Below are 13,027 nucleotides of genomic sequence, written 5' to 3' on the forward strand. Positions count from 1 at the left end.
AACGTCATGAAAAAGTTTTCTGCACTGTTTTTATCGTTATTGCTTTTAATTGGACTTCTAGTTGGCTGCGGACAAACGAATAATGCAGAACAAAAAGAAAATAACAGCAACGCGAGCGAACAAACATCCAAATTATTCCCAGTTACAGTGAAGGACGCATTAGGTGAAGATGTAACAATCAAGGAAAAACCGGAGCGGATTGTTTCGCTAATTCCAAGCAATACTGAAATTGCCTATGCTTTAGGGTTGGGTGAACAAATTGTCGGTGTAAGTGATAATGACAACTATCCGGAAGATGTTCAAAACAAAGAAAAGGTTGGCGGGATGGAATTTAATGTTGAAAAAATTATTTCTTTAAAACCGGATCTTGTTTTAGCGCATGCTTCCAGCGCCCATAACTCGCAGGAAGGGCTGAAGCAGCTGAAAGATGCAGGAATAAATGTTTTTGTAGTAGAAGATGCCCAATCATTTGATAAAGTGTATGACTCCATCCAAACAATCGGCAAAATTACAGGGACAAGTGACAAAGCCGAAGATATTGTGGCTGAGATGAAAACGAAACTGGCGGATATTCAAGAAAAAGGAAAAACGATTCCGGATGATCAAAAAGTGTCTGTTTTTGTCGAAGTGAATCCCGCACCACAAATCTATACGACGGGAAAAGGAACGTTTATGGATGAAATGCTAACGATCATTGGAGCAAAAAATGCAGCGGGCGATCAAGAAGGCTGGCCGCAAATGACGGAAGAAGCCGTTGTAAAACTGAACCCAGACGTCATTGTGACGACATACGGCTATTACGTCGATAAAGCTGTTGACCAGGTGTTGGCACGAAAAGGATGGGAAAATGTATCAGCGGTGAAAAATAAACGGGTTTACGATGTGCATTCCGACTTGGTGAGCCGCCCAGGCCCAAGATTGGTTGAAGGAGTAGAAGAACTTGCGAAAGCAATTTATCCGGATGTCTACAAAAAATAAACATGTGGTCGCCTATACGGCGACCGCTTGTTTTCTTATTTTTTCCGTCTTTTTAGGAATTTCTATCGGAACGTTTCACATCACGTTTAAGGATATTTTCCAAATAATTTTCAATCAACTGTTTCATACCGGTTTGGCGCCGGACATTGATGAAAGCATGAAAAGCATTGTGCTTGATATTCGACTTCCTCGTGTCGTTTTAGCCGGACTTGTCGGAGCCTCGCTTGCAATGGCGGGGGCTTGTTATCAAGGGCTTTTGCAAAACCCTTTGGCAGATCCTTATACGCTCGGTGTTTCATCAGGTTCTTCTTTAGGTGCTGTACTTGTTCTTTTTTTCGGCATTCAAATTCCTTTTTTCGGCTCATTCACTTTGCCGGTTGTCAGCATTTTTATGGGTTTTTTAACGATTTTGGCTGTGATTTTGTTCGCCAATTTCATTGAAAAAACGATGAGGATTGAAACCATTGTGCTGACCGGAATTATTTTAAGTTCCTTTTTAAGTGCTTTCATTTCGTTGATGATTGCCCTGACAGGAGAAGAATTGCGACAAATTGTCAACTGGCTGTTAGGAAGCGTTGCGATGCGCGGCTGGGGATACGTTTTGATGCTTTTGCCGTTTTTTTTAATCGGGTCCATTTTGATTTTTGTAAACGGAACAGAATTAAACGCTCTGTCCTTTGGCGAAGAAAAGGCGAAGCAACTTGGGGTCCATGTAAAAAGGAGAAAGCTGTTTATTTTAGCATCGTCCTCTTGTTTAGCTGGTGCAGCCGTTGCCATCAGCGGAACAATCGGGTTTGTCGGTCTTGTCATCCCACATGTAAACAGGCTGCTTTGGGGAAATGATTACCGGCATCTTCTTCCTCTGTCCGCCATTTTTGGCGCCGCTTTTTTAATTTTGGCGGATCTCGTTTCAAGAACGATCGTGTCGCCGACAGAACTTCCGATCGGTGTGATCACGGCTTTGATCGGCGCTCCCAGCTTTGCCTTTATTTTAATGAAACAAAGAATGGAAAGAAGAGGGTAACATGCTGCAAGTCAAGAACATTTCGGGAGGCTATGAAGGGCGAAAGATTATCGAAAACCTTTCCTTCTCAGTAAAAAAAGGGGAAATATTTGGCATTTTGGGGCCAAACGGGAGTGGAAAGACGACACTATTAAAAATGATCAGCGGGATTCTTCCGGTTAAAAGCGGGACGATCGAGCTTGCCGGCAAACCTCTTTCTGCTTATTCTCCGAAAAAATTGGCGCAAAACATCGCTTCATTGCCGCAAATCCCAACGCAAATGTTTGATTATACCGTTTGGGAGACAGTGGCGCTCGGCCGTTATCCTTTTCAAACGGGTTTCTTCAAGCGGTTGACGGGAGAAGATGAACAAATCATCCAAAAGACCATGGAGCAGACGAATATTTCCCACTTAAAAAATAAAGCGATCAATGAATTAAGCGGCGGGGAAAAACAGAGGGTTTTTTTAGCGCAGGCTCTTGCACAAAACCCCGTTTTGCTTTTATTAGATGAACCCACGAACCATCTTGATATTTCCCATCAAAAAATCATGCTTGATCAGTTGAAAAATTGGACACAATCAAATGGATTAACGGTTGTCTCAATTTTTCATGATTTGAATTTAGCAAGCCTTTATTGTGACAAACTGCTGTTATTAAAAGATGGAAAAGCGGTTGCCGTTGATAATCCATCTGTCGTGATGAACGAAAAAACGATTGAACAGGTGTATGGTGTTTCGATTGTCAAACAATCACATCCGGAGCTTGCCCGCCCGCAAATGCTGCTTATACCCGAACAGAAACAGGAAGAAACATATAAAGTGACAAAAAAGGACATTGTTCAGACGAAGGAACTCATCTATTTAAAAGCGGCATCGCCGCTCAAAACCCTTTCATCTGCCATTATTGGCGGAGGATTTGGCTGGCACAGCACTTTTGTCAACCGTCATGTCGATAAAAGCTACAATTGTCAAGACAGCCGTTCGGAAATGGCCGATTTTCTGCAGAAAAACGGGTTTGATCAACATGCAACAGTCGCCATGATGACAGCGGCTTGTTTGGAAGATGGGGTAGTCAGCGAGCTTGAAGCAGAAGGAGTCTCCGTTGTCATTGTTGTGACAGCAGGACTTTCCAATGCAGTGGATGCAGCAAATAGTATAAAACGGAATGGCATAGCTTCAGGGACGATCAATACATGGATTTTGATAAACGGACGGTTATCTGATCAAGCATTTATTGAAAGTGTGATGACGGCAACAGAAGCCAAAACGAAGGCGCTGGCTGATGAAAAAGTGTTGGATCCTGTCTCCAATACGATTGCAACAGGCACTTCCACAGACAGCATATTGGTGGCTGCCACGCAAAAGGGCATTTTTCATCAGCACGCTGGCACGATCACAACACTTGGAAGATTGATCGGCAGGGGGGTATATGAGAGTACAATTCAAGCGATTCAGCTAAATAAAAAAAGAAGGGGAAGGACATGACAGAACATGTAATTGCGATCATGCTGGCGTTTGTAATCGATCAAATCATCGGGGATCCGAAAAATGCCCCCCATCCCGTCCGCTTGTTTGGCTGGTCTATTGCGTTTTGCGAACGGCGCCTCAACAAAGGGCGCTTTAAGAAAGAAAAAGGTATGGCGATGATCATGCTGGTCGGTTTATTTTTTATGCTGGCCGCTTTTTCAATTGTGTCATTTTTCTCTAGGCTTCACCCAGCAGCGGGCATTTTTGCGGAAGCGGTGATCATTTCTTTTATGATAGCGGAAAAAAGTTTGCGGGAAGCAGCTTTGGCAGTTTATGAACCGCTTTGCCAAAAAAATCTCGTTTCGGCAAGAGAAAAGCTGTCATGGATTGTCGGCCGCGATACGGCAGATTTGCCAGAATCGGAAATCGTTCGGGGAACGGTGGAAACGGTAGCGGAAAATACGAGCGATGGCATTACCGCACCGCTTTTTTGGGCGCTGTTCGGCGGAGCTCCTTTTGCGGTTTTGTACAGGGTCGTCAATACTGCGGATTCGATGGTAGGCTATCAAAACGAGAAGTTCGCTGAATTCGGGTTTGCTTCCGCCAAGCTGGACGATTTGTTGAATTACCTTCCGAGCCGTCTGACAGCTTTCATCATGGTACTTGTCAATCATCCGGTAAAAGGGATTCAAAAGCGGGAATGCTTTTCCATTCTGAAAAGGGATGCACGCAAACACCCCAGCCCCAACAGCGGATTTCTTGAAAGCGCCATGGCTGCTTTGCTGGGTGTATCATTAGGGGGAATCAACCGTTATCAAGGGAAAATTTCTAATCGCCCTAAATTGGGAGACGGGGTTTATTCTCTAGAAGCAAAACATATTCCAGAGGCCATTGATATTATGAAAAAAACAGACAGGTTTTTCTTGCTATTTTTCATGATCGGAGGTGTATGCTTCGATGCTGCCATCACATGGAGCCAATCCATCTTATCTTTATAAATCATTGAACATCCGGATGCCGGAAAACATCATCGATTTCAGCGTCAACATCAATCCTTTCGGCCCGCCTGAATGCATCCGCAAAAACTGGGATCACTTTTTTCCGTTTGTTGCCGATTATCCAGACCCTGATATAAGGGAATTGCGAGCGGTAATTGCCGGAAAGGAAAATGTTTCGCCTGAAAATATATTAATCGGAAACGGTGCCGCAGAACTTATTTTTATCATTGCAGCCGCCTTGCTGCAAAATGAAGACGTATTGATCGTGGAACCGGCATTTTCAGAATACCGAAAAGCATGCGAACCGTTCTCAAAGAGGATTTCATCCTATGTTTTAAAAGAGGAAGACAATTGGGAGTTGAACGTTGAGGAGCTAAAAACGGCTCTTTCCGGGAAAAAAGCGGTTTTCCTCTGCCACCCCAACAATCCGACAGGCAAAGTATTTAACCGGGAAACATTATTGGAAATCATTCGTGATGCCAAAAAGAAGCATGCGTTTGTCGTTCTGGACGAAGCATTCTATGATTTCGCCTTGGAAAACGTATCAATTCTGAATTGTTTATCATCTTTTTCCAATGTAATCATTTTGCGTTCTTTGACCAAAATGTATGCCATTGCAGGTTTAAGACTCGGCTTTTTGCTTGCCGATGAAACGGTCATCCGGAGACTAAAAAAATTTCAGGTGCATTGGAGCGTCAACGCCATTGGACAGAGGGCGGGAATAGAAGCATTAAAGGACGAAGACTATGTTAAAAAAACAAAAAGAATGATCTCTCAAGAACGGAAGCGAATGTTTGAACATCTCCATGAACTTGGTTTTGTGGTGGCGGACAGCTCTGTCAATTTTTATTTGTTAAGAGAGCAGCCAAAAAAAGATATGCTGCCTTTGATCCGCTTTTTATTGGAAAGAGGTATAGTGCCTAGACATACATACAATTTCAACGGGCTTTCCGGCAAATACATTCGTTTGGCGGTTAAGAGAAAAGAAGAAAACGACCGGCTTCTTTCAGCGCTTAAGGAGTGGAAGGACAAGTGTTGATCTTTGTGACCGGCGGGGTGAGAAGCGGGAAAAGTTCGTGGGCCGAACATTATTTGACGGTTAAAAAGAATCAGGCCAACCGCCTTGTTTATATTGCAACCTCTTTTCCATCAGACGAAGAAATGACAAAACGAATATTGCAACACCAGCTAAAAAGAGCCCAAGGCAAAGAAAAATGGCTGGCAATTGAACAGACGAATGATGTCGGCAAGTTGTCGAAAAAACTGCAAAAAAATGATTTTGTGCTGCTGGACTGTTTAACAACGTTGTTGACGAACGAACTTTTTTTTCATGAACAACATGGTGAACGATGGCAGGCCGCTTCTTTTCGCCAATATGTGTTGGAAAAAATCATCCGTGATCTATCTGAGCTGCAAAAAAGCTGCGAGCTATTTTGCATCGTCTCCAATGAGGTCAACTGGGAATTTCCAGCGCGGTCAAATGCAGTGTTCCAATATGTTCGCCTTCTCGGCCATCTCCATCAACAAATCGTTGAACGTGCGGATTTGGCGGTCAGAATGGAATTCGGCATTCCAGTTGCTATGAAGGGAGAACTACAATGAAAGGGATCATGATTCAGGGAACGGCTTCTGATGTTGGCAAAAGTTTCATTGCCACGGCATTTTGTGCTATTTTTCACCAACTTGGCTACAAGGTTGCTCCGTTTAAATCACAAAATATGTCAAACAACTCATATGTCACATTGGATGGAAGGAAGATCGGCAGGGCTCAAGGAATTCAGGCAGAAGCCGCCGGCACGGCGGCCTCCGTCTATATGAACCTGATTTTATTGAAACCGAAAAGCGATTGCACTTCGGAAATCGTCTTACTTGGCAAAAGCTATGAAACATTAGGCGGTCAAGCTTACCGCGAAAAATTTTATCTAAAAGGGCTGGAAGCGATTCAGCTTTCACTGGAAAAGCTGTCGGAACAATATGATTTTCTCGTGATGGAAGGGGCAGGAAGTCCTGTTGAAATCAACTTGAAAGACAGGGAACTTGTCAACATGAAAGTGGCCGAACTGGCCGACGTTCCGGTGATACTGGTGGCAGATATCGATCGGGGCGGCGTGTCTGCCAGCATTATCGGGACGCTTGAACTTTTTTCCGAAGAAGAACGTAGCCGGGTAAAGGGGATTATCATCAACAAATTCCGAGGAGATCTCAGCTTGTTTCAACCCGGTGTGCCATGGCTGGAGGAACGGACGGGCATCAAAGTATTAGGGGTGGTCTCTTATGTTTCCGGACATATGATCGAAGGCGAAGATTCTTTGTCGCTCACCGAACGATTTGCCAACCAAAACAGGAGAGAAATTGACATTGCGGTGGTAAAGCTCCCCTATATATCCAATTATACGGACGTTGAGCCGTTTTTATTTGAAGAAGATGTTTCCATCCGACTTGTGTCCGGCCCGGATGAATTCGGCGAACCGGATGCCCTCTTGATTCCGGGAACGAGAAGCACGATTCACGATCTGCAACAATTGAAAAATAGCGGCTTGGCTCAAAAGATTAAACCATACAACGAAACGGGCGGAACGATCATCGGTATTTGTGGCGGTTATCAAATGCTTTCAAGATACTTGTATGATAAAGCCGGATCGGATACAGGGGTCGGATACAGGGGTGAAAGGACGTTATGCAGAAGGATTCAGCATCCTCCCAGTGGACACAACATTTTATCATGAGAAAAAAACGGTGCGGAACAAAGGGGTTATTCATCCGCAATCAGGTTTTCCCCAGTTTTTCGTGGAAGGGTATGAAATTCATTTAGGCGTAACCGAACCGATTGTTTCGCAAGCAGTGCGGCCTTTTATGAAGCTTTCGGACGGGACGGATGGCGCGGTAATTGACTCTAGAAGGGTGATTGGCACGTATTTTCATCACAATTTTTTCAATTATGAATTCCGTACGGAATGGCTCAACAGAATTCGAAAACGGAAAGGCCTTGAAAAAACAAGTAAAATGGTTGAAGAAGGAAAAAACAAAAGAGTATGAACAGATTGCCCGACATGTCCAAAACCATATCCATATGGACGATTTGCTCAACATCATCCAATCGTGGGGGAAATGAGATGAGAACAGCCAGACAAATAATGGAAGGTTTTTTTCTTGCGCTCCAGTTTTTCACGATCATTCCGATTCATAGGGAGATCCCAATAGATGAGAAACGGATCAAATTCGCGGTGTTAAGTTTGCCGATGATCGGGTTTTTCATCGGTTTGACAGGGAGTTTGATCATGTATATGGCAAAATCTTGGACAACGCTGTCCAATTGGGCTTGCGCTCTTTTTCTTTTATTCTATTTTGTGGCGATAACGGGCGGCATTCATCTTGACGGTTTTACAGATACAGCGGATGCCTATTTTTCTTTTCGCGACAAGGAAAAAAGGCTGAAGATTATGGAAGATCCCAGAGTGGGAACGTTTGGGGTGTTGGCGCTGCTGTTTTTGTCAGCTTTTCGCTTTTTGTTTATGGCGGAAATCATCGGCGCAATCGACAATTTTTGGTTTGCTATGTTCATTCCGTTTTTTTCCCGTCTCATCGTTTGCGCTCTAATGATTGATGGTCCGGGAATGGCGAAACGGGAAGGGCTTGGGTACTTGTTTGCTAAAACGCTTGCCAAAAAAGATTTCGCCGTTCTGATCGGTTATTTGTTATGTTTTTTCATCGCCGTCCCCATGATCCCGGGTTTACCTGCCGTTTATCTTTTGATGGCTTTATCGTCTATTTTTCTTTATATGTACGCCCGCCGGTTTTTCCTTCAATCGTTCGGCGGCTTAACAGGAGATTCCTTTGGAGCAGTGATTGAAGGGAGTGAGACAGTTTTATGGATGGTAACGTGGTTGTTACTCTTATACGTCATGGGTTGACAGAAGCAAATAGACAAAAACGCTATATCGGCTGGACGGATGAAGCGCTGTGTGAAGAAGGAAAAAAAGCTTTGGAAAAAAGCCATTATCCAAAAGCTCCTGATCTGGTAATAGCAAGCGATTTGCAACGCGCTGCAGAAACGGCCGGCATCATTTACCCAAAACAAAAATTCGTTGCCTTAAAAGAACTTAGGGAAATGAATTTCGGCGATTGGGAACAGAAAACCTATTCCGAACTGAAAGGAGATGCCCGCTATCAAAGCTGGCTTCGCGATATGCTGCATCATGAAGTGCCAAACGGAGAATCGTATCCAACATTTTCAGAAAGGGTCAAAAGAGGGTGGGAAAAGACGGTCACCTATTTTTTTGATGAAACCATTTCCCACATTGCAATGATCACTCATGGCGGCGTCATTCGTGAGATCCTTTATCGGTATGGACCCGAAGGATCATCATATTGGCAATGGCGCTTGGATCATGGAGCGTATTGTTCATTGACAGGAAAGCGAACAGATGTAAGGAGGGGAAAGCGGTGCATGTTGTTGTCGGCGGAGCGTTCAACGGAAAAAGAAAATGGGTGAAAGAGCATTACCGGCTGCAATCCGGCGCTTGCAAATGGTTTTGCGGCTACGTAAAGAAAACCAAAGTGTCTGAAATTTATGAGACGGAGCATTTTCAAAAAATAACGGTCATTGAAGGAATTGAACAATATATTTTTCATCTGATCGATCAATCGTCGGACTGGCAAAAAAAATGGGAAAAGATGATTTTCAGCTGGCATGAGTGGGAAGTAAAAAAGAGAGGAACAGTCATTATTATTGCCAATGATATGACAAAAGGCGTTGTTCCAATTGACCCATTGGAACGCAAGTGGCGGGATGCATGCGGGAGCTGCCTCCAACAATTGATTGCGAAAGCAGGACGCGTCGATATGATTTGGTATGGAATCAGTGAAAGATTAAAATAAACGTACGGTTAAACTTCTTTCATTCGTTATATTAATGGGAAGATTGCGCAATTAAAAAGAAAGAGGGAACAGAATGAAACAATATGCGTATTTGATAATGTTTATTGCCTTTTCCGTTGTCGGGGCATTTATAAAAATTCCCGCATATATTTCAAGTGTTGCGCTTGATTCATTTCCAGCCCTTGTAGCCGCTGTTCTATTAGGGCCGGTTGCGGGAGCTGTTGCGGCTTTCTTTGGCCATATCATGTCCAGCTATCTCGCTGGTTTTCCGTTAGGAGCGCTTCATGCAATGATTGCAGTCGAAATGTTTTTGCTTGTTTGGGCATTTGGGGTGATTTACAGAAAAAACAAATACGCAGCAGCCGTTTTCTTTTTTATCGCCAATGGTTTTTTAGCTGCAGTTCCTTTTTCCTTTCTGATCGGGAAAGGCTTTTATTTCGGGTTGCTGCCGGGATTGATCATCGGTACAGCTATCAATTTAATGATTGGTCATATCGTAACCATAAAACTTGTTCCTATTTTAGAAAAACAAAAAGGGGTTCACCGCCATGAGAGACGTTATCATGATTCCGATATCAAATGATGAAGATCTTGTGATTGCCGCTGACAATTCCGGCGGTGTGGGACAAAAATTGTTCGATTACGTCAAAGTTGATTATGAAACGGTCGCTTATTATGGTTTAAGAGTAGCTTTATCCGAATGTTTAACAGTGGGGGCAAAGCCTCTTGCTATCGTCATGCAAAACCTCATCGGTGAAGAAGAATGGTCTCATTTGCAAAAAGGCTGTCAAACCCTTTTCTCGGAACTTAAGTGCGAACCGATTCCCATAACCGGAAGCACAGAAAGCAATTTCAAGATGGTTCAGTCCGCTTTTGCGATCATGGTCATCGGGAAGGTGAGAAGAGCAGACATCAAGGTTCGGAAAACGCCAAGCCACGCGAAATTTGCCTGCATCGGAAAACCGCTGTGCGGAGGCGAAGTAATCGAAAAAAAACATGAAATCGGGCCTCTGCCAATCATAAAAAAACTATTGGAATTGCCGTATGTGTTTGAAATCGTTCCGATCGGCTCAAAAGGAGTTCAATATGAATGGAAAAAGCTTTGTGAAGAAAACAAGTTAGATTATTGCCAAATCACTTCAACAGAAATTGATATGACAAAATCGGCCGGACCTGCCACATGTTTTTTAATCTCGTTTCATCCAGACCGAACCGAAGACATTGCCAAAGCGGCAGGCGGGCATTTTTTCCAACTTAATACAAAATAAGGGTTCGAAAATCATGAGCCCAAACTATTAACTTGTTTCCTGTATTTTGCCAAAAGGAGAAAGTGACTTTCATTTTGCTAACCAATTTTTTTACAAAATGAAATTTATTTTTGAAACAGTTCCTAAATAGGCCTTGAACTAAAAATCAAACTGTGAAAGTAAGTTAGACATAAATGAAAAGCTTTTTGCTTGTTTTCCAAAACTAAAACGTTGACTGTACGGTTAATTTTTTGTAAATTAAAAATAATTCTATCAGCAGGGGTGAATGTATTGGGAAGTATTTTAGAATTGGAGAGTTAGCCGAGAGAACGAACGTATCAAAGCGAACGATCGATTATTATACAAAGATCGGCTTATTGCACCCGCGGCGCTCTGATTCCAATTATCGCCTGTATGATGAAGAGGCGGTTGAAGCGATTGAAATGGTGAAGCGGTATAAAAAGATGAACTGTCCGCTTTATGAAATTAAAGATATCATTGATATGTTGCAATCAAAAAAACTATCAAATAAAAGTTTGGAAATGCATGTCGACCATATTGCCCAACTTATGCAAAATCTTGAAAAAGAAATAAAAGACATGCAGCAACTGATGGATCATATGAACAGGGAACAGCACACCATCATAAGGGAAAAGTTGTCTAAGCAAAGTGCCAATTTGGTGAGGGCGCTGCTGGCAATTTATTATTAATCATATTCGCTTTTAAGAAAATACTAAATAAAAGTAAGATTACAGGAGGTGTATTCCTTACTGATTTTAACCAGTAAGGAGAATATTTGGAAATATTGAATTTAGTGCTTGTGGCGCTTTTAATTGCTCTTACAGCATTTTTTGTTGCTTCTGAATTCGCAATCGTGAAAGTCCGTACTTCTAGAATTGATCAGCTCATTTCGGAAGGAAATAAACAAGCGATTGCAGCTAAAAAGGTTATATCCAATTTAGACGAATATTTATCAGCTTGTCAGCTAGGGATTACGATTACTGCATTAGGATTAGGCTGGATTGGCGAACCGACGGTCGAACATTTATTGCATCCAGTTTTTGAATACTTCAACCTGCCTGAATCGGTAACAGCCTTATTATCCTTTGTTGTAGCGTTTTCAGTAGTTACATTTTTGCATGTAGTTGTTGGGGAATTAGCGCCAAAAACTTTCGCGATTCAAATGGCGGAAAAAATTACATTAAGGTTTGCCCGCCCGCTCATTCTTTTTGACAAAATCATGAAACCGTTTATCAAAACGTTAAATGGATCCGCTCGATTGCTGACAGGATTATTTGGATTACAACCAGCTAAGGAGCATGACATTGCCCACTCAGAGGAGGAGCTTCGCATTATTTTGTCCGAAAGCTATAAGAGCGGTGAAATAAACCAATCTGAATATAAATATGTCAACAACATTTTTGAGTTTGACAACCGCATTGCAAAAGAAATCATGGTTCCAAGAACAGAAATTGTTGCTTTTGACAAAGACATGAAATTAAAAGACTGCATTGAGATTGTCATGGAGGAGCATTATACGCGCTATCCTGTATTTAACGGCGATAAAGATAATATGATCGGAATCGTAAACATGAAGGAAGTGCTCACCGACTATGTCAAAGGTATCCAAGGAGAAAAAACGGTGGGCGAATATGTGCGGCCAGTCATACATGTCATTGAAACCATTCCGATCCATGACCTATTGGTTAAAATGCAAATGGAACGCATTCATATGGCCATTTTAATTGACGAATACGGCGGGACGGCTGGTCTAGTGACAGTCGAAGATATTTTGGAGGAAATTGTCGGGGAAATTCGCGATGAATTCGATGCGGATGAAACGCCGCAAATTAAGAAAATTACTGATTCGAAAACGGTTGTCGATGGAAAAGTTTTGATAGAAGAAGTCAATGATATTTTTGGCCTCCAGATTAAAGAGTCCGATGTTGATACTATCGGCGGATGGATTTTAACCCAAAAGATGGATGCGAAAGTCGGAGATGAAATTGATTATGACCAATATTCGTTTAAAATTTTAGACATGGACGGGTTTCATGTTAAAACGGTTGAAATTGCTGAAAGAGAATCATGAAATAACGAAGATGGTACTAAAGATTTTCTTTTTTGAAGGACAATAAAAAAACAATAAGATCAAATTAAGATCCACCGCTATCATTGTGGCAGAGATTCTTTACTATTCTTTTTATATATAAAAGAAAATCTTGTTTTTGCAGAAGAGATTTTCAGAAACAAGCTCTTCCATACAAGCCATTTGTTCTTTATTAGTCATTAACGTGGTTATCAACTTCAACTTAAGCGGCGAATGAATAAAGATTCCAAACAACAGTAAAGGCTGTCGGGAAACAATCCGACAGCCTGATTTTCACTTCACAACTTTTTGAAAACGTCATGTTTTGCTTTGACATTTACAAAAAAGAATGGAGAGTAGACGGCT

General features: G+C 42.3%; 15 protein-coding genes. All 15 read left to right on the forward strand.

Annotation, left to right across the window (positions count from 1 at the left end):
* The first annotated feature begins 6 nt into the window (after window positions 1–6).
* Window positions 7–978, forward strand: coding sequence for an ABC transporter substrate-binding protein (locus NSQ44_RS06445; protein ID WP_340856002.1), 972 nt, complete (start codon window positions 7–9; stop codon window positions 976–978).
* The gene (locus tag NSQ44_RS06450; RefSeq protein ID WP_340856009.1) at window positions 941–2,002 is read left to right on the forward strand and encodes a FecCD family ABC transporter permease; all 1,062 of its coding nucleotides are present in this window, start codon (window positions 941–943) and stop codon (window positions 2,000–2,002) included. Before NSQ44_RS06445 ends, NSQ44_RS06450 begins: the two co-directional genes overlap by 38 nt.
* A gap of 1 nt (window position 2,003) precedes the next feature.
* Window positions 2,004–3,467, forward strand: coding sequence for an adenosylcobinamide amidohydrolase (locus NSQ44_RS06455; protein ID WP_340856011.1), 1,464 nt, complete (start codon window positions 2,004–2,006; stop codon window positions 3,465–3,467).
* Entirely contained in the window at window positions 3,464–4,447 is a 984-nt protein-coding gene (cbiB, locus tag NSQ44_RS06460) for an adenosylcobinamide-phosphate synthase CbiB (protein ID WP_340856013.1), read from the forward strand. Before NSQ44_RS06455 ends, cbiB begins: the two co-directional genes overlap by 4 nt.
* Window positions 4,407–5,486 (forward strand): threonine-phosphate decarboxylase CobD, encoded by a 1,080-nt coding sequence (gene cobD, locus NSQ44_RS06465; protein ID WP_340856019.1) that lies wholly within the window; start codon window positions 4,407–4,409, stop codon window positions 5,484–5,486. The genes cbiB and cobD overlap by 41 nt, the downstream gene beginning before the upstream one ends.
* Window positions 5,480–6,049: a bifunctional adenosylcobinamide kinase/adenosylcobinamide-phosphate guanylyltransferase gene (locus tag NSQ44_RS06470; protein WP_063389402.1), complete on the forward strand. Its 570-nt coding sequence runs from the start codon at window positions 5,480–5,482 to the stop codon at window positions 6,047–6,049. The genes cobD and NSQ44_RS06470 overlap by 7 nt, the downstream gene beginning before the upstream one ends.
* Window positions 6,046–7,173, forward strand: coding sequence for a cobyric acid synthase (locus NSQ44_RS06475; RefSeq protein WP_340856023.1), 1,128 nt, complete (start codon window positions 6,046–6,048; stop codon window positions 7,171–7,173). Before NSQ44_RS06470 ends, NSQ44_RS06475 begins: the two co-directional genes overlap by 4 nt.
* Window positions 7,151–7,483 carry a hypothetical protein gene (locus tag NSQ44_RS06480; RefSeq protein WP_340856028.1) on the forward strand — a complete coding sequence of 111 codons (333 nt, stop codon included), beginning with the start codon at window positions 7,151–7,153 and terminating at the stop codon, window positions 7,481–7,483. The genes NSQ44_RS06475 and NSQ44_RS06480 overlap by 23 nt, the downstream gene beginning before the upstream one ends.
* A gap of 77 nt (window positions 7,484–7,560) precedes the next feature.
* Window positions 7,561–8,358, forward strand: coding sequence for an adenosylcobinamide-GDP ribazoletransferase (gene cobS / locus NSQ44_RS06485; protein WP_340856033.1), 798 nt, complete (start codon window positions 7,561–7,563; stop codon window positions 8,356–8,358).
* Window positions 8,316–8,939, forward strand: a complete 624-nt coding sequence (locus tag NSQ44_RS06490; protein WP_340856036.1) for a histidine phosphatase family protein — start codon at window positions 8,316–8,318, stop codon at window positions 8,937–8,939. The genes cobS and NSQ44_RS06490 overlap by 43 nt, the downstream gene beginning before the upstream one ends.
* Window positions 8,891–9,325 (forward strand): bifunctional adenosylcobinamide kinase/adenosylcobinamide-phosphate guanylyltransferase, encoded by a 435-nt coding sequence (locus NSQ44_RS06495; RefSeq protein ID WP_340856038.1) that lies wholly within the window; start codon window positions 8,891–8,893, stop codon window positions 9,323–9,325. The genes NSQ44_RS06490 and NSQ44_RS06495 overlap by 49 nt, the downstream gene beginning before the upstream one ends.
* A 73-nt stretch (window positions 9,326–9,398) precedes the next feature.
* Window positions 9,399–9,908 (forward strand): ECF transporter S component, encoded by a 510-nt coding sequence (locus NSQ44_RS06500; protein WP_340856041.1) that lies wholly within the window; start codon window positions 9,399–9,401, stop codon window positions 9,906–9,908.
* Window positions 9,874–10,593: an AIR synthase related protein gene (locus NSQ44_RS06505; RefSeq protein ID WP_094245508.1), complete on the forward strand. Its 720-nt coding sequence runs from the start codon at window positions 9,874–9,876 to the stop codon at window positions 10,591–10,593. Before NSQ44_RS06500 ends, NSQ44_RS06505 begins: the two co-directional genes overlap by 35 nt.
* Window positions 10,594–10,880: 287 nt before the next feature.
* Window positions 10,881–11,282: a MerR family transcriptional regulator gene (locus NSQ44_RS06510; protein WP_257790178.1), complete on the forward strand. Its 402-nt coding sequence runs from the start codon at window positions 10,881–10,883 to the stop codon at window positions 11,280–11,282.
* A gap of 86 nt (window positions 11,283–11,368) precedes the next feature.
* Entirely contained in the window at window positions 11,369–12,664 is a 1,296-nt protein-coding gene (locus NSQ44_RS06515) for a hemolysin family protein (protein WP_340856051.1), read from the forward strand.
* Window positions 12,665–13,027: the final 363 nt, after the last annotated feature.

This window comes from Aeribacillus sp. FSL M8-0254, from assembly GCF_038008845.1.
GTDB classification, from domain to species: Bacteria; Bacillota; Bacilli; order Bacillales; family Aeribacillaceae; genus Aeribacillus; species Aeribacillus composti.